This is a genomic window from Streptomyces sp. NPDC060027 (assembly GCF_042737005.1).
Classification (GTDB): Bacteria; Actinomycetota; Actinomycetes; order Streptomycetales; family Streptomycetaceae; genus Streptomyces.
The window spans coordinates 1-21139 of record NZ_JBHWVI010000116.1 but is presented as its reverse complement, the minus strand read 5'-3'; the positions used below and the strand labels follow the sequence as shown (position 1 = coordinate 21139).

At 72.6% G+C, this 21139-nt stretch carries 19 protein-coding genes; 7 read left to right on the top strand and 12 right to left on the bottom strand.

The window, feature by feature from the left end:
• Positions 1-85: 85 nt before the first annotated feature.
• The 8 genes from ACFWBT_RS25865 to ACFWBT_RS25830 form a co-directional block, all read right to left on the bottom strand.
• Positions 86-1168: a Zn-dependent alcohol dehydrogenase gene (locus ACFWBT_RS25865; protein ID WP_385704533.1), complete on the bottom strand. Its 1083-nt coding sequence runs from the start codon at positions 1166-1168 to the stop codon at positions 86-88.
• Between the two features lie 10 nt (positions 1169-1178).
• A complete protein-coding gene (locus ACFWBT_RS25860) occupies positions 1179-2567 on the bottom strand; it encodes an aldehyde dehydrogenase family protein (RefSeq protein ID WP_385704531.1) in 1389 nt (462 codons plus the stop codon).
• A 196-nt stretch (positions 2568-2763) separates the two neighbouring features.
• Complete coding sequence (locus ACFWBT_RS25855) at positions 2764-4107, bottom strand: ABC transporter ATP-binding protein (RefSeq protein WP_385704528.1); 1344 nt, start codon at positions 4105-4107, stop codon at positions 2764-2766.
• A gap of 237 nt (positions 4108-4344) precedes the next feature.
• Positions 4345-5127 carry a class F sortase gene (locus ACFWBT_RS25850; protein WP_385704525.1) on the bottom strand — a complete coding sequence of 261 codons (783 nt, stop codon included), beginning with the start codon at positions 5125-5127 and terminating at the stop codon, positions 4345-4347.
• Positions 5111-5803 (bottom strand): hypothetical protein, encoded by a 693-nt coding sequence (locus ACFWBT_RS25845; RefSeq protein ID WP_385704522.1) that lies wholly within the window; start codon positions 5801-5803, stop codon positions 5111-5113. The genes ACFWBT_RS25850 and ACFWBT_RS25845 overlap by 17 nt, the downstream gene beginning before the upstream one ends.
• A gap of 325 nt (positions 5804-6128) precedes the next feature.
• Positions 6129-8390: a molybdopterin oxidoreductase family protein gene (locus ACFWBT_RS25840; RefSeq protein WP_385704519.1), complete on the bottom strand. Its 2262-nt coding sequence runs from the start codon at positions 8388-8390 to the stop codon at positions 6129-6131.
• A gap of 134 nt (positions 8391-8524) precedes the next feature.
• Entirely contained in the window at positions 8525-9142 is a 618-nt protein-coding gene (locus tag ACFWBT_RS25835) for a TetR family transcriptional regulator (RefSeq protein WP_385704516.1), read from the bottom strand.
• On the bottom strand, positions 9139-9780 hold the full coding sequence (locus ACFWBT_RS25830) for a nuclear transport factor 2 family protein (RefSeq protein ID WP_385704513.1): 642 nt from the start codon (positions 9778-9780) through the stop codon (positions 9139-9141). The genes ACFWBT_RS25835 and ACFWBT_RS25830 overlap by 4 nt, the downstream gene beginning before the upstream one ends.
• 239 nt (positions 9781-10019) lie before the next feature.
• Between ACFWBT_RS25830 and hmgA the strand changes: the two genes are divergently transcribed.
• The 3 genes from hmgA to ACFWBT_RS25815 are packed head-to-tail and all read left to right on the top strand — an operon-like array spanning position 10020 to position 13415.
• Positions 10020-11360 (top strand): homogentisate 1,2-dioxygenase, encoded by a 1341-nt coding sequence (gene hmgA / locus ACFWBT_RS25825; protein WP_385704510.1) that lies wholly within the window; start codon positions 10020-10022, stop codon positions 11358-11360.
• Between the two features lie 49 nt (positions 11361-11409).
• Positions 11410-12159 carry a GntR family transcriptional regulator gene (locus ACFWBT_RS25820; RefSeq protein ID WP_385704507.1) on the top strand — a complete coding sequence of 250 codons (750 nt, stop codon included), beginning with the start codon at positions 11410-11412 and terminating at the stop codon, positions 12157-12159.
• Between the two features lie 41 nt (positions 12160-12200).
• On the top strand, positions 12201-13415 hold the full coding sequence (locus tag ACFWBT_RS25815) for a type ISP restriction/modification enzyme (RefSeq protein ID WP_385704504.1): 1215 nt from the start codon (positions 12201-12203) through the stop codon (positions 13413-13415).
• Positions 13416-13506: 91 nt separating this feature from the next.
• Here ACFWBT_RS25815 and ACFWBT_RS25810 read toward each other — a convergent pair whose 3' ends face one another.
• Complete coding sequence (locus tag ACFWBT_RS25810) at positions 13507-14220, bottom strand: TetR/AcrR family transcriptional regulator C-terminal domain-containing protein (RefSeq protein ID WP_385704502.1); 714 nt, start codon at positions 14218-14220, stop codon at positions 13507-13509.
• A gap of 63 nt (positions 14221-14283) precedes the next feature.
• Between ACFWBT_RS25810 and ACFWBT_RS25805 the strand changes: the two genes are divergently transcribed.
• The 3 genes from ACFWBT_RS25805 (at position 14284) to ACFWBT_RS25795 (ending at position 17338) form a co-directional block, all read left to right on the top strand.
• Complete coding sequence (locus tag ACFWBT_RS25805; protein ID WP_385704499.1) at positions 14284-15240, top strand: ATP-binding cassette domain-containing protein; 957 nt, start codon at positions 14284-14286, stop codon at positions 15238-15240.
• Positions 15237-16019 carry an ABC transporter permease gene (locus ACFWBT_RS25800; RefSeq protein ID WP_385704497.1) on the top strand — a complete coding sequence of 261 codons (783 nt, stop codon included), beginning with the start codon at positions 15237-15239 and terminating at the stop codon, positions 16017-16019. Before ACFWBT_RS25805 ends, ACFWBT_RS25800 begins: the two co-directional genes overlap by 4 nt.
• Before the next feature lie 122 nt (positions 16020-16141).
• Complete coding sequence (locus ACFWBT_RS25795; protein WP_385704496.1) at positions 16142-17338, top strand: CaiB/BaiF CoA transferase family protein; 1197 nt, start codon at positions 16142-16144, stop codon at positions 17336-17338.
• Between the two features lie 159 nt (positions 17339-17497).
• Here ACFWBT_RS25795 and ACFWBT_RS25790 read toward each other — a convergent pair whose 3' ends face one another.
• The 3 genes from ACFWBT_RS25790 to ACFWBT_RS25780 form a co-directional block, all read right to left on the bottom strand.
• Positions 17498-17767: a hypothetical protein gene (locus ACFWBT_RS25790; protein WP_385704493.1), complete on the bottom strand. Its 270-nt coding sequence runs from the start codon at positions 17765-17767 to the stop codon at positions 17498-17500.
• A 115-nt stretch (positions 17768-17882) separates the two neighbouring features.
• Positions 17883-18668 (bottom strand): anti-sigma factor domain-containing protein, encoded by a 786-nt coding sequence (locus ACFWBT_RS25785; RefSeq protein ID WP_385704491.1) that lies wholly within the window; start codon positions 18666-18668, stop codon positions 17883-17885.
• Positions 18669-18723: 55 nt separating this feature from the next.
• The gene (locus ACFWBT_RS25780; RefSeq protein WP_266756991.1) at positions 18724-19266 is read right to left on the bottom strand and encodes a sigma-70 family RNA polymerase sigma factor; all 543 of its coding nucleotides are present in this window, start codon (positions 19264-19266) and stop codon (positions 18724-18726) included.
• 284 nt (positions 19267-19550) lie between these two features.
• Between ACFWBT_RS25780 and ACFWBT_RS25775 the strand changes: the two genes are divergently transcribed.
• Positions 19551-21092 carry a DUF4331 domain-containing protein gene (locus ACFWBT_RS25775; protein ID WP_385704488.1) on the top strand — a complete coding sequence of 514 codons (1542 nt, stop codon included), beginning with the start codon at positions 19551-19553 and terminating at the stop codon, positions 21090-21092.
• Positions 21093-21139 lie beyond the last annotated feature (47 nt).

The window sequence follows — 21139 nt, the reverse complement described above, 5'->3', positions numbered from 1 at the left end:
GTCCCCGGGCCGGAATCCCAGGTGACGGAATTCCGGCCCGGGGCTCGACCCCGATCCGGCGGTGCGAACGCGGCTCCGGTGTGTCCTAGAACACCACCAGTGCCCGGCCCCCCTTGCCCGCGATCATGTTGTCGAAGGCCGCGGGGATGCCGTCCAGGGCGATGCGGTCGGTGACCAGGCCGCCGAGGTCGAGCCGGCCCGCGCGTACGTGCTCGGCGAGCACCGGGAGATCGCGTGCCGGGTCGGAGTTGCCGTACACGCAGCCCGCGAGGGTCCTGCCCCAGTGGAAGATCTCGAGGGCGTTGAAGGTGACCTGCTGGTCCTTGCCGCCGATGCCGACGACCGTGGTGCGGCCGCCGCGGCGGGTCGACTCCCAGGCCGTACGGATCGTGACGGCGCGGCCCACGCATTCGACGGCGACGTCGACGCCCTGCCGGCCGGTGAGGGCGCGGATCTCGCGGGCGGTGGTGTCGGAGGCGACGACGTAGTCGGTGGCCCCGGCCTCGCGGGCGAGTGCCTCCTTCTCGGGCGAGACATCGACCGCGACGATCTTCGAGGCGCCCGCGATCCGGGCGGCCTGGAGGGCGGCGAGCCCGACCCCGCCGGCCCCGAACACGGCGACGGTCTCCCCGGGCCGGACCTTCGCGGAGTTGTGGACCGCGCCGTATCCGGTGAGGACCGCGCAGCCGAGCAGGGCGGCGTCGGTGAGCGGGATGCCGTCCGGGACGGGCAGGAGGCAGGACACCGGGACGACCGTCTCCTCCGCGAACGCGGCGACGTTCAGACCGGGGTACAGGTCGCTCCCGTCGGAGGCGCGGCAGGCGTACACGGTCCCGGAGCCGGTCAGCGCGTCGGCGCACAGCCACACCTCGCCCAGCGAGCAGGCGTGACAACTGCCGCAGGAAGGAGCCCAGTTGAGGACGACCCCGGAACCGGGCGCGACCTGGGTGACGCCCTCGCCGACCGCGACGACGGTCCCGGCGCCCTCGTGGCCGAGGACGGCGGGCACCGGCACCCGCATGGTGCCGTTGGACAGGGACAGGTCGGAGTGGCAGACCCCGGCGGCGGCGAGCCTGACCCGGACCTGGCCCGGCCCCGGGTCGGGGAGGTCGATCTCGGTGATCTCCAGCGGGGCACCCACGGCGGGAAGGACAGCGGCGCGAACCACGTGAACGCTCCTAGAACTGGAGGGACTTGGTCTGGAGGTACTCGGACAGGCCGTGGGTGCCGAGTTCGCGCCCCACGCCCGACTGCTTGTACCCCCCGAAGGGGGCCAGGGGATTGAAGCGTCCCCCGTTGATGTCGACCTGGCCGGTGTCGAGCCGCCGCGCGAAGGCAACCGCCTCGGACTCCTCGCCCGCCCACACCGCGCCGGCGAGCCCGTACACGGTGCCGTTGGCGATCCGCAGGGCGTCCTCCTCGTCCTCGTAGCGCAGGATCGTGAGGACCGGGCCGAAGATCTCCTCCTGGGCGATCGTCATCTGCGGGGTCACATCGGCGAAGACGGTGGGGCTGACGAAGTAGCCCTGTTCGCGCGGGGATTCGGGGCCGCCCGCGACGATCCGCGCACCCTCGGCGACACCCTTCTCGATGTATCCGCGCACCCGGGCCCGCTGCTTGGCGTTGACGACGGGGCCGATGCGGTCGCCGTACTTCGCGGCGGCCGTCGCGGCGAGCTCGACCGCCTCGTCGTAGCGCGCGGCGGGGACCAGCATGCGGGTCCAGGCGCTGCACGTCTGGCCGGAGTTGGACATCACGTTGGCGACGCCGACGTTCACGGCCTTGGCGAGGTCGGCGCTCGGCAGGATGACGTTGGCGGACTTGCCGCCGAGTTCGAGGGCGACGCGCTTGACGGCGGCGCCCGCGGTCGCGCCGATCCGCCGGCCGACCGCGGTGGAGCCGGTGAAGGAGACCAGGTCGACGTCCGGGTGCTCGGCGAGGGCCTGGCCCGCGACCGGGCCGAGGCCGGTGACGAGGTTGAAGACACCGGCCGGGACGCCCGCCTCGGCCACGGCCTCGGCGAAGAGCTGGGCGGTGAGCGGGGTGTCCTCGGCGGGCTTCAGCACCACCGTGCAGCCCGCGGCGAGCGCGGGAGCGACCTTGGCGACGATCTGGTGCAGCGGGTAGTTCCAGGGCGTGATCGCGCCGACGACGCCGACGGGCTCCTGGTAGACGGTCGAGTTGCCGACCTTCTCCTCGAAGGCGTACGTCGCCGCCAGCTCGGCGTAGGAGCCGGCGACCAGCACCGGGACGCCCGCGTGCACGGCCTGCGAGAACGCGAGCGGTGAGCCGAGCTCGGCGGTGACGGTCTCGGCGATCTCGTCCTTGCGGGCGGCCAGGACGTCCCGCAGGGCGGCCAGGCGGGCGGCCCGCTCGGCGGGCGCGGTCGCGGCCCAGCCGGGGAACGCGGCGCGGGCGGCCCGTACGGCGGCGTCGACGTCCTCGACCGTGCCCGCCGGAACCTGGCCGATCACCTGCTCGTCGGCGGGGTTCACGACGTCGATCGTGTCCCGCCCCGCCGCGGGGCGCCAGGCGCCGTCGATGTACATGCCGTCATGTGCCTTCATCGTGTTCCTCCCGGGCGGGGCCGCGTCGTCCGCGCCCTAAACTAGCGATGATAGTTTTGCGGCGCCAGGGGGACCCGCCGCACGGGAGGTCACAGCCCGGGTCCACGGCCCCGCCGCACAGGAGGTCACACTCCGGGTCCACGGCCCGCCGCGCCCCCGGACCCGGGGAGGGGTTCAGCCACGCGTGGCCCGGGGTTCACTCGTCCAGGTCGGGCAGCCGTGCCGGTGCCGGACAGATCCGTTCGCCGCTCCGGTCGAAGACGAACAGGTGGGCCAGATCCACCAGGAGCGGGACCTGCATCCCGTGGCGGAGGGCGATGTCGGGCGTGGTGCGCACGACGAGATCGCCGGGCAGCCGGCCCTCGGGCGGTGTCTGCTCGGGGAGGTCGGGCTCCCCGTCCGACGGATGATCGAGGACGACGACCGGCCCGGCCTTCCGTGCTCCGGCGCGCTCCCGCAGCCGGTCCAGGACGGTGCCGTCGCGGCGCCGTCGCCGGGCCGGACGGGCCGGGCGCGGCGACTCCAGATCCGGTACGAGGGCGGGCCGCGAGCCGGTGTTGAAGTGGACGAGCACCTCGTGCCCCTGGAACTCCACGTGCTCGACCAGGCCGCTGATCGCCACTTCGCCCGGCCGGGCGTCGGACGGTCTGCCGAGCCGTACGGCCTCGGAGCGCAGGCCGACGATCACCTCACGGCCCTGCTGCACCCGGAGCAACTGGTGGTCGAGGCACAGGGGTTCGGGCAGGCGCAGGTACTGCTTGCCGAGGCTGATCGTCATGGCGCCGTCGAGCGGGGCCCGGACGAGCCCGCGCAGCAGGTTGATCCGCGGGGTGCCGATGAAGGCGGCGACGAAGACGTTCGCGGGCAGCCCGTAGACGGTGCGGGGCGTGCCCAGTTGCTGCAGGACTCCGCCGCGCAGCACGGCGACCCGGTCGCCGAGCGACATCGCCTCGGCCTGGTCGTGGGTGACGTACACCGTGGTCGCGCCCAACTCCCTGGTGAGCCGGGAGATTTCGGCGCGCAGGTGGTTGCGGAGCTTGGCGTCGAGGTTGGACAGCGGCTCGTCCATCAGGAAGGCGGAGGGGTGGCGCGCGATGGCCCGCCCCATCGCGACCCGCTGCCGCTCGCCGCCGGAGAGCTGGCTGGGGAAGCGGTCGAGGAGGTCCTGGATGCCGAGCATGCGGGCGGTGGCGTCCACGCGGGCCCGCGGGTCCTCGCCGGGCGTCTCGATGCGCAGCGGGAAGCCGATGTTGTCGCGGCTGGTCATGCTCGGGTAGAGGGCGAAGCTCTGGAACACCATCGCCATGTCCCGCCCGGACGGCGGCAGATCGTTGGCGTACTCCCCGTCCAGCCGCAGTTCGCCCTCGGTGACCTCCTCCAGCCCCGCGATCATCCTCAGCACGGTCGACTTGCCGCAGCCCGAGGGGCCGAGCAGCACGAGGAACTCGCCGGGCCTGATGTCCAGCGAGAGCCGCTCCACCACGCGGACGCCGCGGGTGTAGGACTTACTGACGTGGTGCAGGGAGATGGCGCGTGTCATGACAGGTGCCCCCGGGGGCGTGCAAGGCGCTGGTGCTCCGCGGTCGAACGTCCCGTGCGGGTCGTACGGGACCTTTGAGTCACGGAAGCTAACGGACCGCACACGTCCGGGGGAAGACGCGCGGCGCCATCGGACGGTCCGGTTCGGTACGGGCGGAAACGGACGATCGGATACCGGACGGGCCGGGCGCGGACACCGGAGGGCGCCGGTGCCGCGTCCGGCGCCCGACGGCTCGCGTCAGGGGGTGCCGGCCCGCCCCCGGACCCCCGTGAGATGGGCGAAGACGACGACGTTCGCGGCGTATCCGGTCTTCCGGTCGAAGGCGCCACCGCAGGTGATCAGACGGAGTTCGGGGCGCCCCCGGTCGCCGTAGACCTCCGTGTCGGGGAAGTGCGCCTTCGCGTACGTCCGTACGGCGTCCACCGTATAGACGGCGGTCCGCCCGTCCACGCGCCGGGCCTCGACGCGTCTGCCGGGCCGGGTCCGTTCGAGCCCCACGAAGACGGCCGGTCCCGTCCGGGTGTCGCGATGGCCGACCACGACGGCCGTGCCGCGTTCGCCCGGGGTGGGACCGTCCGTGTACCAGCCGACCAGTTTCGGATCGTCCCCGGGCGGCGCGGTGAGCCGGTGCTCGCGGTCCAGCCCGAGACCGATGACCGGTGCATCGAGCCCGAGGAAGGGGATACGGAGCGAGGTGGCCCGGGAGCGCGGCAGCGGGGCGGGCGGGGGTGCGGGCCGGACCCGGCGGACGGCCGGGGAGCGACGCGGCCGCGCGGTGGGCGCGCCACCGCCGGGGCGGTGGGAGTCCGGCCCGTGGCCGACGCCCTCCGCCCCGGCCGGAGCGGAGGACGCGTCGCCGTCGTCGCGCACGGCGCCGGACGCCACCGTCCCGGCCGGTTCGCCGTCCCCCGCCCACCAGACGCCGCCCGCCACCAGTGCGACGGTGACCACCAGGGTCCGCGTCAGGCGGTAGGCGCGCGTCCGGTACCAGGGCCTCGGTCGCCTACGCCGCGCGGCCATCGGGGCGTCGGCGCAGCCGCAGGAACACGACTCCACCGGCTACGACGAGACCCACGGCCGCGGCGCCGGCGACCGGTGAGAAGTCCTGGGGGTGGGCCACACCGCCGCCGCCCGCGGGGGGTCCTCCGTTGGGACCACCGGGGCCGCCGCCCGGGCCGCCCGGACCGCCGGCACCGCCTGTGGAACCGCCCGGGCCACCGCCCGGACCGGTGGGCGACGATGTCGGGGTCGAGGTCGGGGTCGGGATGCCGATGGGGCAGTCGACCTTGAAGACCTTGCTCTTGCCCGCGCCGTTCTCGCCCACGAACCTCCAGGTCAGCTTGTACTGGCCGTCGGGCAGGGTGAGCTCGGGTGTCCGGGCGTGCCCGGACGGCAGGTCCAGGCTGCCTCTGAGGTTGGCGCCGCCCGCGGCCAGCGGCTGGGTCACGATGAACCAGGTGACCTGCTGCCCCGGGTCGAAGTTGAAGCCATCGAGGTAGAAGTGACAGACCTTCGAATCCTCCCGCGGGTCGTCGACCCCGGTGCCCGAGTCGTGGACCTTGACGTCGCCGTTGTCACCGGGGGCGGCGACGGCGGCCGGGGCCCCCAGGAGGGCGGTGCCCGCGACGGCGAGCGTCACGAGGGCGCCGGCGCCACGACGAGGGCCGGAGCGGCGCGAGAGGGGCGAGGTGGACATGCGGGTTCCTCCGAGTCAGATGATTTTCATACAAATCTCACTTCATCTGACTACCTTTCACATACGCCCCGGAAAAGATCGCAACTGCGCCCAGTAGCCCGTCAGGTATCGCTCTTCCGGCGCAAGGGCACCCGCGGCCGCGGCGGCCGGTCCCGCACCCGTTCCGGCTCCGCCGGGGACTTCACCGCGATGCCCGACGACAGCAGCAGCGCGCAGGCTCGGCGGGACGGCGAGCACCGCGGGCGCGATCCCCCGGTGCTCGCCGACGACCGGCAGATACGCCGTGACCCCGTGACGGGTCGCGGTGCCGGGGCGCGGTGGTGGGTCACGGGCACGCCGGCGCCAGCTCCACGGGCACCCCGTTCAGTACCGCCGTTCCGGACAGCGGGTCGAGCAGCGAGCCGTCGAGCAGCTGGTTGACGTTGACGCCGGGGTCCAGGGCGGCATGGCTCATCCGGGTGCCGGGGCGGTCGTGCCCCCAGCCGTGCGGAAGGCTCACGACGCCGCGCCGGACGGTGTCGGTGAGCTCCGCCGGGGCGGTCACCTCTCCCCCGGCGCCCTTGACGCGTACCGCCGCCCCGTCGGCGAGCCCGAGCCGGGCCGCGTCGTCGGGGTGGATGTGCAGGGTGCAGCGGTTGGAGCCGCCGGTGAGCGCGGGGACGTTGTGCATCCAGCTGTTGTTGGAGCGCAGATGACGGCGGCCGACGAGGACGACGGCCGCCGGGCGCTCGCGCAGCGCGTCGCGCAGCCGCGGCAGATCGCCGGCGATCGGCTCCGGCAGCAGCTCGATCCTCCCGCTGCGGGTCTTCAGCCGCTCCGGCAGACGGGAGGCGAGCGGTCCGAGGTCGATGCCGTGCGGGTGCGCGAGCAGCTGGTCCAGGGTCAGGCCGTCGGGGCGGGCGCCGAAGCCGTCGCCGTACGGGCCGAGGCGCAGCATCATGTCGAGCCGGCGCTCGGGGCCGGTCTCCCCGCCGAGGGCGGCGGCGAGTTCCCGCGGGTCGCGTCCGTGCACCGGCGACGCGGTGTCCCCGACCGCCTTGCCCAGGGTGCTGTCGATGACCATCGTGTCCACGGCGGACGGGTCGGCGCCGTGCATGCCGGTCGCGGCGAGGACGAGCCGGGCGAGGATCTCGGTCTCCGCCATGCGGCCCTCCTCCAAGGGGACGGCGGGGCGGTTGTAGCGGACCTGGTTGCGGACGGCGAGGGTGTTGAACGCGAAGTCGTGGTGCGCGCTCTGCGAGGGCGGGGGCGGCGGCAGCACGACGTGGGCGTGGCGCGAGGTCTCGTTCAGGTACGGGTCGACGCTGACCATGAAGTCCAGCGATTCGAGCGCCTTGTCGAGACGGAGGCCGTCGGGTGCGGACAGGACGGGGTTGGCGGCGACGGCGATGACGGCGCGGACCGGGCTGCCCTCCGCCGTCACCGTGTCGATCTCCTCCGCCAGGGCGGCCAGCGGCAGTTCGCCCTTGGCCTCGGGGTGTCGGCTCACCCGGCTGTGCCAGCGGCCGAGCGCGAAGCCGTGACCGGGGCCCGCGGGGCGGGGTGTCCGGTCGGTGGCGGCCATCGGGAAGAGGGCACCGCCGGGCCGGTCGAGGTTGCCGGTGAGGATGTTGAGGACGTCCACCAGCCAGCTCGCCAGGGTGCCGTGCGGGACGGTGCAGCTGCCGATGCGGCCGTAGACGGCGGCGGTGGGCGCGGCGGCCAGCTCGCGCGCCAGCTCCCGGATGGTGCCGGCGTCCACGTCGCAGGCCGCGCTCGCCGCCTCGGGGGTGAAGTCCCGGAGCGCGTCGGGGAGTTCGTCGACGCCCTGGACGTGCGGGGCGAGCGCGCCGAGGTCGACGAGCTTCTCCTCGAAGAGGACGTACGCCATCGCCGCGAGGAGCGTCGCGTCGGTGCCGGGGCGGATCGCCACATGGCGGTCGGCGAGCTTGGCCGTACGGGTCCGGCGCGGGTCGATGACGGTCAGCGTGCCGCCGCGCGCCCGCAGCGCACGGAGCCTGCCGGGGAAGTCGGGGGCGGTGCACAGACTCCCGTTGGATTCCAGCGGGTTGGCGCCGATGAGCAGGAGGTGGTCGGTGCGGTCCAGGTCCGGGACGGGGATCGCGTTGGCGTCGCCGTACAGCAGGCCGCTCGACACGTGCTTGGGCATCTGGTCGACCGTGGAGGCGGTGAAGACGCTGTGCGTGCGCAGGGCGCCGAGCAGGACGGGCGGGTAGAGGGCGCCGGCCATGGTGTGCACGTTCGGGTTGCCGAGGACGACGCCGACGGCGTGCGGTCCGTGCCGCTCGACGACGGGGCGCAGTCCGGCGGCCACGGCGTCGAAGGCCTCCTCCCAGGTGGCCTCGCGCAGTTCGCCGTCCTTGCGGACGAGGGGGGTGCGCAGTCGGTCGGGGTCGCCGTCGGCGGCCCCGAAGGAGGCGCCCTTCGGGCAGATGAAGCCCTTGCTGAAGACGTCGTCCCGGTCACCGCGGGCGCCGGTCACCCGGGTGCCCTCGATGGTCAGCGTCAGCCCGCAGGTGGCTTCGCACAGGGGGCAGACGCGCAGGGCGGTTCGGGAGTCGGGGGTGGTGCCGGAGGTGCGGGACACGGGTCCTCCCGGAGGGCGGTGGCTTCGGTGGCACACGGACGCGACCGAGCATACCGACCGGTACGCATGGCGGGGAGGGGGCTGCCGGGGGTCACGTCGGAAATCCGCGTGCGACCGGTGCCGGCGAGGGCAGGTCAGTCGAGGACCCTGGCCAGATACGCCCGCAGCAGCTCGCGCGTCTCCTCGATGATCCGCTCGTCCCCCTCGGGGGCGATCCGGAAGGCCAGGTGGACCAGGGTGTCGGCGGTCTCCACGGCGATCAGGAAGGAACGGCGGAGATCGTCGTCCGGGGTGCGGTCGAGATAGCCGGCGAGCAGGTCGGTGAGGCGGTCGGCCACCCGGGTGTTGGGTTCGGCGTAGCGGGCGCCGACCGGTATCTGGTTGCCGAAGTCGACGAGGGAGAAGCCCGGCGCGGTGCGCTTCATGGCGAGGTACTCGTCGAGCACCGCGTCCATCGCGGCCCGCCAGTCTCCCCCGCCCCCCTCTCGCAGGCGCTGGGTGACGCGCTCGGCGTAGAGCTCCAGGTTGCGCTGGGCGAGCGCGTCGGCCATCGCGCGCTTGTTGCCGAAGAAACGGTAGACGGAGCCGATGGGCACTCCGGCCCGCTGAGCCACGGCCCGGGTGCTCAGACCGTCGTAGCCCACCTCGTCGAGGAGGTCGGCGCAGGCGTCGAGGATTCTGGTCAGTCGTTCTGCGCTGCGCCGCTGTACGGGCGCTCTGCGCAGCGAGGTCGCATGGGGCACGGTCTTCATGATGCCTTTCCGCAGGGATCCGGTGAACCTCCCCCATCAGTACGCACCTCGATGCCGTGACCACTCACTTCGCCCTCGGGACCGCCGCGTACGGTGTGACCTGGGCCGCGATCGGCGAGGCCGTCGGTCGCCGTCTTCCGCCCGGCCTCCGATGCCGTGATGTCGGCCGTCCTCTCGATCGGCTCGCCGTGGACGGCCCACGCGGTGCCGTCGTCCGCGTACAGGCGCACGGTGACGTGGTGGGTGCCGCGCGGCACGAGGTTCCCGGCCAGGTGGTACTCGGCGGTGCGCAGCCGGGCGACGGTCCGGCCGTCGACATAGAGGTGGGCGAGGCCGCGCCCGGCGACCGGCACGGGCCGCGCGCCCGCGGGCGAGAAGCGGAAGTTGCGGACGGTCAGCCGTACGTCCCAGCTGTCGGCGGAATCGGGCCGGATCTCGATCCCGACCTCGGGCGCCCCCGTCCTGTCCACCTCACGATAGAGCCGTCCCTCCTCGTCCGTCTCGTCGAGCAACGTGCCCACGGGCGAGGCCGACACTCCGTCCCTCCGCTCGTGCGCATCACCGGCGCCGCAGCCCGCGGATCCGCCGAGCAGGGCGCAGACCGCGAACGCGGTGAGCAGTCCACGCGTCCTCCGCATGTCCGGGAGCGTAGAACAAGGCTCCGACGGCCGGGATCCCCCTTGAGTCGGGTTCTCGGGCCGTTCGCCAACCCTTGAGTACTACTACCGGCGGGGATCGCGGCGGGCTCTCCGGGCCCGGCGGCGCGGTCCGCGCGCGGTCCGTGGCCGATCCCGTTCTGTGCCCGCGGCCGACCCCTTGCGCGGGCGGGGACGGAATCCTACGGTGATGCATAGGAATCAGGCGCGAGGGAGCGATCATGAGCGGGGACGCGAGGAAGACGGCCGAGGGGCTGACCTACCTCTCCGGATTCGGCAACGAACACAGCTCGGAGGCGGTCCCGGGGGCCCTGCCGCACGGGCGCAACGCGCCGCAGCGCGCACCGCTCGGGCTGTACGCGGAGCAGCTGAGCGGCTCGGCATTCACCGAGCCGAGGGCGTCCAACCGGCGTTCGTGGCTGTACCGGATCCGGCCCTCGGCCGCGCACCCCGCGTTCACCCGCACCGACAACGGCACCCTGCGGACGGCGCCCTTCACCGAGACGGTGCCCGACCCGAACCGGCTGCGCTGGAACCCGCTGCCCGAGCCGCCCGCCGGGACGGACTTCCTCGCCGGCCTGTGGACCCTCGGCGGCAACGGCGACGCGGCCCAGCGCACCGGGATCGCGGTGCACCTATATCACGCCAATTCCTCGATGGAGCGGGTGTTCAGCGACGCCGACGGCGAGCTGCTCATCGTCCCGGAGCGCGGCGGCCTGCTGCTGCGCACCGAGTTCGGGCTGCTGCAGGTGGAGCCGGGCCGGATGGCGCTGATCCCCCGGGGGGTGCGCTTCCGGGTGGAGCTGCTGGACAGCACGCCGGAGGGCGGGCCGGGCACGGGCGCCCGGGGCTATGTGTGCGAGAACTACGGGGCGCCCTTCCAGCTGCCCGACCTCGGCCCGATCGGCGCGAACGGCCTCGCCAACGCCCGCGACTTCCTCGCCCCGGTCGCCGCGTACGAGGACGTCGAGGGCCCGGTCGAGGTGGTGAACAAGTTCTGCGGAAACCTCTGGAAGGCGACGTACGACCACTCGCCGCTGGACGTGGTCGCCTGGCACGGCAACCATGTGCCGTACGTCTATGACCTGCACCGGTTCAATGTGATCGGCTCCATCAGCTACGACCACCCGGACCCGTCGATCTTCACGGTGCTGACGTCGCCGTCCGACACCCCGGGCCTGGCCGGTGTCGACTTCGTCGTCTTCGCGCCCCGCTGGCTGGTGGGCGAGGACACCTTCCGGCCGCCGTACTTCCACCGGAACGTGATGAGCGAGTACATGGGGCTCGTCGAGGGCGCGTACGACGCCAAGGCGGAGGGCTTCGTGCCGGGCGGCGGCTCGCTGCACAACATGATGTCGGCGCACGGGCCGGACCGGGAGACCTTCGACCGCGCCAGCGCCGCAGAGCTGAAGCCGCAGAAGATCGACGACGGGCTCGCGTTCATGTTCGAGACGCGCTGGCCGGTGACCGCGACGGCCCAGGCGGCACGGGCGGAGCACCTCCAGCAGGGGTACGACGACGTGTGGCAGGGCCTCCAGCGGCACTTCCGCCCGACCGACTGAGACCCACCGGGCGTTGCCTTCCCCGCCCGCGACCGGTACGGATACCCTCGTGACCTCCTTCGCTCCGGACTCGATCGTCCTGAACCGCAAGCTGCCGCTCTGGTATCAGGTGTCGCAGTCCCTGCGCGCCTCGATACTCGGCCGCTCCCCCCAGGACCCGTTGCGCCTGCCCACCGAGGAGCAGCTCGCCGGGCACTACGGGGTGAGCGTGCTGACCATGCGGCAGGCGCTCAAGGAGCTGGAGGTCGAGGGGCTCATCACCCGGCACCGCCGCCGGGGCACGTTCATCGAGCCGAGTGCGCAGCGGGGCGCGCCCGTGCGGCTGCTCGGCTCGGTGGACGCGATCGTGGCCCAGCAGTCCGGCATGACGACCGAGCTGCTGGACCAGGGGAAGGCGCCCGTCTCGGGTGAGCTGGCGGAATTCTTCCCGGATGTGGACGAGGTGGCGACGTACCACCGGCTGCGCTGCGACGAGGCGACGGGCGAGCCGACGAATCACGCGCGCAACTACCTCCGCCCGGAGCTGGCCGAGCGCATCGACCGGGAGGATCTGATCCGCTGGCCGATGACCAAGGTGCTGCGTGACGTGCTCGAAGTCGGCATCAGCCGGATCACGGACACCGTGGAGGCCCGGCTCGCGGACCCGGAGACGGCGCGCCTGCTCCAGGTGCCGCTGCTCAGCCCGATCCTGCGCTACACGGGCATCATCTACGGCCAGGACGGGCGGGCGCTGGACGTGGCGGTCATCCACTACCGGGGCGACCGCTTCTCGTTCACGGTCACCCTCGACGCCCACTGACGATGCCGTACGGGGACGGCGCGCGGCGCCCACGTCGTACGATGCCGAGCGTGACGCCCGACGCCGCTCCGCTGCTCGCGGACCTCATGCCGTGGTCCGTCGCACCGCCGAGGCTGGGCCGGAGGTGGCCGACGGCACCGGACGCGGCATCCCTGAAGGCGCGCTGGGACGCCCTCGTGCGGGCCGAAGGGGCCGACCGCGAGGCGCTGTTCGAGCCGACGCGGGCGCGCACGACGCACTCCGCGGTCGCCCAGCTGCCGGGCCAGTCCAGCGGGACGGGCCGCCTCGCGCGCGTGTCGGGCCCCTGCCCGGACCCGGTTCGCGTGCTCTGCGCCCCCTTCGACGAGCGGTGGCTGATTCCCGATCACCGGCTGATCGATGCCGCCCGCCCCGAGTTGTGGCGGGTGGCGGGCGAGGGACAGGTGTTCGCGGTCGAGCAGGCCTCCGGGCCCGAGGCGTCCGGTCCGGTCCTGCTGGCCGCGTCCGTGCTGCCGCTGAGCGCCGGCCGCGGCGGCCGGGTGCGTCCTCTCTTCCGGCGCCCCGGCGGCCGTGAACCGAACCTGGCACCGGGCCTGTTGGAGCACCTCGGCACCCGCCTCGGCCACTCCCCCGCCCCCGTCGACGTCCTCGCCTGGGCGATGGCGGTCGCGCGGCACAGCCGGGACGGCTGCGCGGTCCCGCTCACCGCCGACCCCGAAGTGTGGGCGTACGGAGTCGAGTTGGGCCGCCGGATGCTGTGGCTGATGTGCCGCGACGGAGAGCGCCCCAAACTCCCCGGCGGCCGCCGCCCGTACGTCCGCGCGCCCCTGACCGCCCCCGCCCACGGGTCCCGCCCCGCCCAGGGACCTCTTCTCGCCGACCCGTACTACGACCGCACCGAGGAGTCCCTGCACCTCGGCGAGGGCAGGATCTCGCCCGTGCCGCCCGAGGCCTGGGACTTCGAGGTCGGTGGCGTGCGTGTCCTCGAGCAGTGGTTCGCGGCCAGGACCGGGGTGCCCGAGCCGGGGGCCCTGGAGGCGATCGGCCCCGCCGGCTGGCCCCAGGCCTGGACGTCCGAGCTCCTGGAACTCATCACGGTCCTCGCGCTGCTCGCGGAACTACGCCCTCAGCAGGCCGGGGTGGAGCAGCGATCACCGATCACCCGGGCCGAACTGCGCACGGCCGGCGTCCTCCCGGTACCGGACAACGCGCGGCGTCCGGCCTCGGTGCTCGACCACCACGAAGAGGGCCCGGAGGGCCAGTTCGCGCTGATCTAGCCGTCCTGTCCGATCCGGCCGGCCCAGAGGCACAGCCCCCGCCGAGCCCTGCCCGTCACCTTGGACAGACCGCGGCCGGCCGGACCGCGCCCTACCCCTTCGGCTCGAACGCGTCCAGCACCCGGCCCAACGCCCGCTCGAACACCGCCTCCAGGTCGATCGGACCGGCGTCCTCCATGAAGGCGGCGGCCATCCGCGGATACGCGCCGGACGCCACCTGACTGCCCAAGTAGGCGATCCTGGCCGCGTTCTCCTGCTCCTCGGACCAGGGCAGCGAGCGCGTCCGCTCGACGGTGGCCAGCTCATTGCCCACGTACGTCGTCACCACACCGTTGAGCATCGCGATCAGCTCCATCTTGGTGCCGTACGGCGCGTCGAGCGGATCGAGGCAGGCCAGACAGTGCTCCAGGTAGCGCAGGGCGTTGGGGCTGAAGCCGTAGACCGGGGACATCAGGCGCGGCAGCCAGGGGTGGCGGTGCATGAGGGCGCGGGTCTGGTGGGCGACGTGGAGCATGTCGGCGCGCCAGTCACCGGAGGGCTCCCGGATGTCGTGCTCGCCGCTGATGCCGTCGACCATCAGCTCGTACAGGTCCTCCTTGCGCGGCACGTAGTTGTACAGCGACATCGTGCCGCAGCCGAGTTCGGTGGCCACGTGCCGCATCGAGACCGCGTCCAGTCCCTCCGCGTCCGCGATCCGCACCGCGGCGGCCGCGATGTCCGCGCGCCGGAAGGCCGGCCGCGGACCACGGCCCGCCCGCTCGGGACGGGCCCAGATCACTTCGGGTACGGCGTTGCGCCCTGCCATTGGTCGATCACCTCGCGACCATCCTAGTTACGTACAGCGTACGTAGTGCGCTATGGTCACCCCATGACTACTACGTACGCTGTACTTAGTGAGGGTCTGGAGAAACGCTTCGGGGATGTCCGCGCCCTGCGCGGGCTCGACCTGGCGGTGGCCCGGGGCACGGTCTGCGGGGTGCTCGGACCGAACGGCGCGGGCAAGACCACGGCCGTACGCCTGCTGGCCACGCTGCTGCGACCCGACGCCGGGTCCGCGCGTGTCGCCGGACACGACGTCGTGCGGGAGGCCGCGGCCGTACGGCGGAGCATCGCGGTCACCGGGCAGTACGCCTCGGTGGACGGCGATCTCACCGGACGGCAGAACCTGCGGCTGTTCGCGCGGCTGCACCGGGTGCGGGACGCCGGCGCACGGGCCGCCGAACTGCTTGACCGCTTCGGGCTGACCGAGGCCGCGGACCGGCCGGCCTCCACCTACTCGGGCGGCATGCGGCGCCGGCTCGACCTGGCGGCGAGTCTGATCCGGCGGCCCGCCGTGCTGTTCCTCGACGAGCCCACCACCGGGCTCGACCCGGCGAGCCGCAACGGGATCCGGGACGCCGTACGCGCCCTGAAGGACGACGGCACGACCGTGGTGCTGACCACGCAGTATCTGGAGGAGGCCGACCAACTGGCCGACGACATCGCACTGGTGGACCGGGGCAGGATCGCCCACACCGGCTCGCCCGCCGAACTCAAGGCACTCATCGGCGCGTACGCGCAGGCGGTGGTCGCCCACCCGGACGCGCTGGCCGACGCGGCCGCCGTCCTCGACCGGCTCACCGGCAACGAGCCCGCGCTGGACGCCGCCCGCGGCACCGTGGGGGCCGTCACCTCGGATCCGACCCTGACGCTCCCCCGCCTGGTCCGTGAACTCGACGCGGCGGGAGTGCCGTTGCTCGACGTGACCCTGCGGCAACCGACCCTCGACGACGTCTTCCTCCGGCTGACCGGAGAGCCGGCCGACCTCAAGGAGCCCGTGGCATGAGCGGACTGGCGTACGACGGCGGCGCGATGCTCGGCCGCCAGCTGAGGCGCGTGCGGAACAGCCCGGGTCTCACGGTCCTCACCCAGACCATGCCGATCACGATGCTGCTCTTCTTCGGGTACGTCTTCGGCAGCGCCCTCGCGATGCCGGGACCGCAGTACCGGTCCTTTCTCGTACCGGGTCTGCTGGTCGCGACCGCGGCCAACGGGGTCATGACGGGGATGTTCCAGGCGGCCCAGGACACGCACCGCGGCGTCACGGACCGCTTCCGCACCCTGCCGATGAGCCGGGCGGCCGTGCCGCTGGGACAGGCGGTCGCGGATCTGCTCGTGACCGCCGCGGGAACCGTGCCGTTCCTGCTCGTCGCACTCGCGGTGGGCTGGCGCGTGGAGGGCTCGGCGCTCCACGCGGCGGGCGCGCTCGCGCTGTTGCTGCTCTTCCGGTTCGCGGCCACCTGGGTCGGGATCTTCCTCGGGCTGCTGTCCCGGAGCGAGGAGGCGGCGGGTCAGCTGGGCAGTGCGACGTTCATGCTGCCGCTGCTGTCCAACGCGTACATCCCGACGGACAACCTGCCGGGGCCGCTGCGCACGCTCGCGGAGTGGAACCCGATCAGCGCGGTGACCACAGCCCTGCGCGAGCTGTTCGGGAACGCCCCGGTGCCCGGCGGTTCCGCCTGGCCGGTGGCCCATCCGGTCGCCGGGTCGCTGGCCTGGTGCGGCGCGCTGCTCGTGGTGTTCCTGCCGCTCGCCGTCCGCCGGTACGCGACCGGTGAACGGTGAGTGTCGAGCGGACGGTGAGCGGCGGGACCGCCCGCGGACGACGGTTCACACCGGCTTCACGGAACCTCCCCATCAGCGTCCGCGCATGACAAAGGTGGTGGCGAGGAGCCATGATCCACCGCATGCAGCCACAGCCACTGCCCCTCGAAGGCATCACCGTCGTCGCCGTCGAACAAGCCGTCGCCGCACCCTTCGCCACCCGTCAGCTCGCCGATCTCGGCGCCCGGGTCGTCAAGGTCGAGCGGATCGACGGCGGGGACTTCGCCCGTGGCTACGACACCGCGGCCGCGGGCCTGGCCTCGCATTTCGTGTGGTGCAACCGGGGCAAGGAGTCCGTCGCCCTCGACCTGAAGGACCCGCGCGGGCTGGAGGTCGTGCGCCGGCTCGTCGCGGACGCGGACGTGTTCGTGCAGAACCTCGCCCAGGGGGCGGCGGCCCGGCTGGGCCTGGACGCGGTGACGCTGTGCGCCGAGCATCCGCGGCTGATCGCCGTGGACATCTCGGGGTACGGGGCGTCCGGGCCGTACGCCGGGAAACGCGCGTACGACATGCTCGTGCAGTGCGAGGCGGGGCTCGTGTCGGTGACGGGAACGCCGGAGCAGCCGGTGAAGGCGGGCATCCCGGCCGCGGACATCGCCGCGGCCATGTACGCCTTCTCGGGAGTCCTCGCGGCCCTGGTGCGGCGCGGCACGACCGGCCGCGGGGGCCCGGTGGAGGTGTCGATGCTGGACGCGCTCACGGAGTGGATGGGGCATCCGCTGCACCACGCGATGCACGGCGGGACCGCACCGGCGCGCACCGGCCTCGCGCATGCCGTGATCGTTCCCTACGACGTCTATTCGACGGCGGACGGCGGGCGCGTGCTGTTGTCGGTGCAGAACGACCGGGAGTGGCGGCGGCTCGCCCAACAGCTGCTGGGTCGGCCGGACTTGGCGGACGATCCGGAGTTCGCGACGAACCCGGCGCGGGTGGCGAACCGGGAGCGCGTGGACACACTGGTGGCGAAGGCGCTGGGCGTGCTCGGCGCCGACGAGGCGGTGACCCGCCTGGAGGCCGCGGGCATCGCGTGCGCGCGGCTGCGGGACGTCAAGGAGGTGGCGGAGCATCCGCAGCTGGCGGCCAGGAACCGGTGGCGGGAGGTGGGGTCACCGGTCGGGCCGCTGCGGGCGCTGCTGCCTCCGATCACGCTGCCGGGCGGGGAGGAGGCACGAATGGGGGCCGTCCCGCGGCTCGGCGAGCACACGGGGGTGGTGTTGCGGGCGCTGGGCATGACGGACGCGGACGTCGCCGAGCTACGGCGGGACGGAGTGGTGCGCTGAGCCTCACGACTCAGTGAAATGTGGTGACCCGCGCTCCGGCCGTGGTGACCACCGGGCGCCGCTGCCCGCCGTGGGGATGACGGACGCGGAGAGGCAGCGATGCGCCGGGACGGTGGGCCGCCGGAGCGCGAGTCGGGGAACGCCGGTACCGACAGCCGATCAGTGGCCGCCGAACAGCGAGCGACGCAGCCGCCTGAGCGGCGCGAAGAGCGAGACCCGCCGCACGCGCGCACCCATGGAGCCGCTGTCGTGCGCGGTGTCACGCGCCGTGAGCTCACGCATCAGTGACGTCGCCTCGACCGTCTCACGCTGCGGTATGGCGGGGCCACCCAGCACCGCGAGATGGCGGTCGAGGCGCGAACTGGTCGCGCTGCTCCCGCACGTGATCGCAGGGACACGAGCCCTGCTGCGCACCGTTATCTGTTCCATGTCACTCCCCACCCGTACAAGTCCACCCGGCCCGGGCAGACTAACCCTATCGCCCCCTCGTGGCGCTCGTGTATCTCGGACACAGGATTCACCTTCCCCGTAAGGGGGTTGACGATTACTCTCCGAATCCAACCGTTTCCAGGGCGAGTTGGACAACCGGCTGAGTAGTGGGCTGCACTGACCCTCCGTGAGGTTCGACGGTCACTGCGAGTGACGTCGCGTTCGCATTCAGTCCGTCGGCGACGAGGGGCGTGTCGCCTTCGAACAGGCCGAGGGAACGTGGTTTCTCGTTGGGGCGCATGAGCCACAGCTGATGGACGCGCCCGCCTGCCGGGGTGCCGAGTCCGCTCACCGTCACGACGGCGCGCCGCTCCGATACGGAGGCCACAACTCCGATTCCGCGCCCCCGTGCGTCCCGTTCACCGGTCGCCCGCGCGTCGGGCGCCGCGAGAACGTGGGCGATCTCACGTGCCTGCGCACGCTCCCGGTCCAGTTCGTCCCGCGCCTGTGTCGCCTGCACCGCGAACAGGGAGGCGACGACGAGAGCCGCGGCGGCCGTGGTGGTGGCGAGCGGGGCGAACAGCGGGCGGAATCGGGGGGCACGCGCCCGCGTGGGCTGATGGGCGGGCCGAGCGCGGGGCTCCCTGGCGGCCGGTTCCTGCGGTGTCGTCCGTACGGCGATCAGCACCCGCTCCCGAAGGGCGGCCGGCGGGGAGGCCGTCGTGGACCAGGCGAGCCGTACCGCGTCCTCGGTCAGCGCACGCACCTCCTCGGCACAGCGTTCACAGCCCTTCAGATGACGTTCGAATCGGCGCCGCTCGTCGCCTTCCAGCGCGTCGAGGGCGTAGGGGGCGGCGAGGGAGTGCAGATCGCGGCCCAGCAGTCGGTCGAGGACGCTCATGCGGCACCCACCTCTCTTCCGTGGCGTTCGTGGCCGGGCAGGCAGTCGAGGACGTTCACGCGACTCCTCCCAGGCATTCACGCAGGCGGGTGAGTCCGTCGCGCATACGGGTCTTGACGGTGCCGAGGGGCAGGGAGAGCCGCTCGGCGACTTCACGGTAGGTGTAGCCGTCGTAGTAGGCGAGGGTGACGGACTGGCGTTGCAGGGCGGTGAGCCGGTCGAGGCAGCGGCGGACCCACTCACGTTCCAGCCCGGCCTCGACCTCCTCGGCGACCTGGTCGAAAGCGGGGTGGTGGTTGCGCCTCCCCTCGCGCTGCTCCCGCTCGGTCGCCGCGCGGGCGCTGCGCACCCGGTCGACGGCCCGGCGGTGCGCGAGGGTGAGGATCCATGACAGCGCGCTGCCGCGGCCGGGGTCGAACCGTGCCGCGGAGCGCCAGAGTTCGAGCAGCACCTCCTGCGACACCTCCTCCGACTGTGCGGGGTCCCGCACCACGCGGCGTACCAGTCCGAACACCGGCCCGGACACCAGTCCGTACAGCTCCTCGAACGCCTTCTGGTCGCCTCCGGCCACCAGCACCAGCAGTTCGTCAGCCTCCACCCGTCCCCCTCTCCGGCCGTGCACGGCCCGTCCTTTCCCCTACGTCTTCGCAGCGAACGTGTCTACGGATGGGTTACGGATCAGCGAGCCGAAAACGCGAGTCCGGCGCCGACCAGTTGGCGGGGCCGCAGCGCGGCCGATCGCGGGGCCGTCGTGAAGAAATCGGCTCGCCGATGAAACAAGCCGAGACAACCGCCGTAAACACGTTTGGGATTCGACCAATCCACCCCGGCGACCGCTCCGAATGGCGTGCGTCAGGCAAGTTGGACATGAGGACGGACGGCATGACACCTATCTCCAGGAGCGGCGTGGGACGCAGGACGCTCGCGACCCTCGTATGTGGTGCGCTGGCCGCCGGGGGGCTCGCAGCCGCCGGCGTGACCACACTGGTACCGGGGGCGGCCTCCGCCTCCAGCCACCGGGAGGCCCCGCTGATCTCGGGCACTCCCCAGTACGACAACACGGACGTCTACGCGTTCGTCAGCCCGGACAAGCCCGACACGACGACGATCGTGGCGAACTGGATTCCCTTCGAGGAGCCCGCCGGCGGCCCGAACTTCTACACGTTCGCCGACGACGCCCAGTACGACATCCACATCGACAACGACGGTGACGCACAGGGCGAGTTGATCTACCGCTACACCTTCAAGACGCACCGCAAGAACGGCGACACGTTCCTCTACAACACGGGCGCGGTCACCAGCCTCGACGACCCCGACCTGAACATCACGCAGACGTACGACCTCGACCTGCTGCGGCTGCACAACCAGAAGCTGGTGTCGCACACCAAGGTCGCGGACGACGTCCCGGTCGCCCCGTCGAACGTCGGCAAGGCGTCGATGCCGGACTACGGCAAGCTGCGCGACCAGGCGGTGTACAAGCTCGCGGGCGGCTCGAAGACCTTCGCCGGTCAGGCCGACGACCCGTTCTTCCTGGACCTGCGCGTCTTCGACCTGCTCTACGGCGGGAACCTGACCGAGGTCGGGCGGGACACCCTCAAGGGCTACAACGTCAACTCCATAGCCCTGCAGGTCCCGAACGACGTGATCCGCGAGTCGGCCGGACAGCCGGTCGTCGGCATCTGGTCCACCACGCAGCGCAGGGACGCCCGCGGCAACTACACCCAGGTCTCCCGGCTCGGTATGCCGCTGGTCAACGAGGTCGTCAACCCGCAGAAGGACAAGGACAAGTTCAACGGGTCCGCGCCCTGGAACGACGGTCAGTTCCTGAAGAACGTGACCAACCCCGAGCTGCCGAAGCTCATCGAGGGGATCTACAAGATCAAGGCCCCGGCCGAGCCCCGCAACGACCTGGTCGACGTGTTCCTGAAGGGCGTGAAGGGCCTCAACCAGCCGCCCCACGTGCGTCCGGCGGAGGAACTGCGCCTCAACACCTCGATCAAGCCGACCATGCACCCCAAGCGGCTCGGTGTGCTCGACGGCGACAACGCGGGCTTCCCGAACGGCCGTCGCCTCACGGACGACGTGATCGACGCCTCGCTCCAGGTGGTCGAGGGTGAACTGGTCGGCTCCAAGAACGACTTGGGCGACGCGGTCGACAAGAACGACAAGAAGTTCGAGAAGTACTTCCCGTACGTGGCCAAGCCGACCTCGGGCTCGCGCGGCGCGCTGGCCAAGGGCACGACCAGCGGGACCGATGTGCGCAGCCAGCTCGGCGACGCGCTGCAGCCCGCCGGGACGACCTCCGGCGGCGGGACCGACACCGTGCTGATCGCGGGCTCCGCCGCGGCGGGCGCCGCCGGCATCCTGCTCCTCGGTACCGGTCTGCTGTGGTGGCGCCGACGGATGTACAACCGGGCCTACTGACCCGGCTCACCGACTGGCGCGGCCCGCACGCAGCACACCCCCCACCG

Coding starts and splice junctions, on each gene's coding strand:
- ACFWBT_RS25860 (WP_385704531.1), bottom strand. CDS start 2,567: ATGAAGGCACATGACGGCATGTACATCGACGGCGCCTGGCGCCCCGCG.
- ACFWBT_RS25855 (WP_385704528.1), bottom strand. CDS start 4,107: ATGACACGCGCCATCTCCCTGCACCACGTCAGTAAGTCCTACACCCGC.
- ACFWBT_RS25850 (WP_385704525.1), bottom strand. CDS start 5,127: ATGGCCGCGCGGCGTAGGCGACCGAGGCCCTGGTACCGGACGCGCGCC.
- ACFWBT_RS25845 (WP_385704522.1), bottom strand. CDS start 5,803: ATGTCCACCTCGCCCCTCTCGCGCCGCTCCGGCCCTCGTCGTGGCGCC.
- ACFWBT_RS25835 (WP_385704516.1), bottom strand. CDS start 9,142: ATGAAGACCGTGCCCCATGCGACCTCGCTGCGCAGAGCGCCCGTACAG.
- ACFWBT_RS25830 (WP_385704513.1), bottom strand. CDS start 9,780: ATGCGGAGGACGCGTGGACTGCTCACCGCGTTCGCGGTCTGCGCCCTG.
- hmgA (WP_385704510.1), top strand. CDS start 10,020: ATGAGCGGGGACGCGAGGAAGACGGCCGAGGGGCTGACCTACCTCTCC.
- ACFWBT_RS25815 (WP_385704504.1), top strand. CDS start 12,201: ATGCCGAGCGTGACGCCCGACGCCGCTCCGCTGCTCGCGGACCTCATG.
- ACFWBT_RS25810 (WP_385704502.1), bottom strand. CDS start 14,220: ATGGCAGGGCGCAACGCCGTACCCGAAGTGATCTGGGCCCGTCCCGAG.
- ACFWBT_RS25805 (WP_385704499.1), top strand. CDS start 14,284: ATGACTACTACGTACGCTGTACTTAGTGAGGGTCTGGAGAAACGCTTC.
- ACFWBT_RS25800 (WP_385704497.1), top strand. CDS start 15,237: ATGAGCGGACTGGCGTACGACGGCGGCGCGATGCTCGGCCGCCAGCTG.
- ACFWBT_RS25795 (WP_385704496.1), top strand. CDS start 16,142: ATGCAGCCACAGCCACTGCCCCTCGAAGGCATCACCGTCGTCGCCGTC.
- ACFWBT_RS25790 (WP_385704493.1), bottom strand. CDS start 17,767: ATGGAACAGATAACGGTGCGCAGCAGGGCTCGTGTCCCTGCGATCACG.
- ACFWBT_RS25785 (WP_385704491.1), bottom strand. CDS start 18,668: ATGAGCGTCCTCGACCGACTGCTGGGCCGCGATCTGCACTCCCTCGCC.
- ACFWBT_RS25775 (WP_385704488.1), top strand. CDS start 19,551: ATGACACCTATCTCCAGGAGCGGCGTGGGACGCAGGACGCTCGCGACC.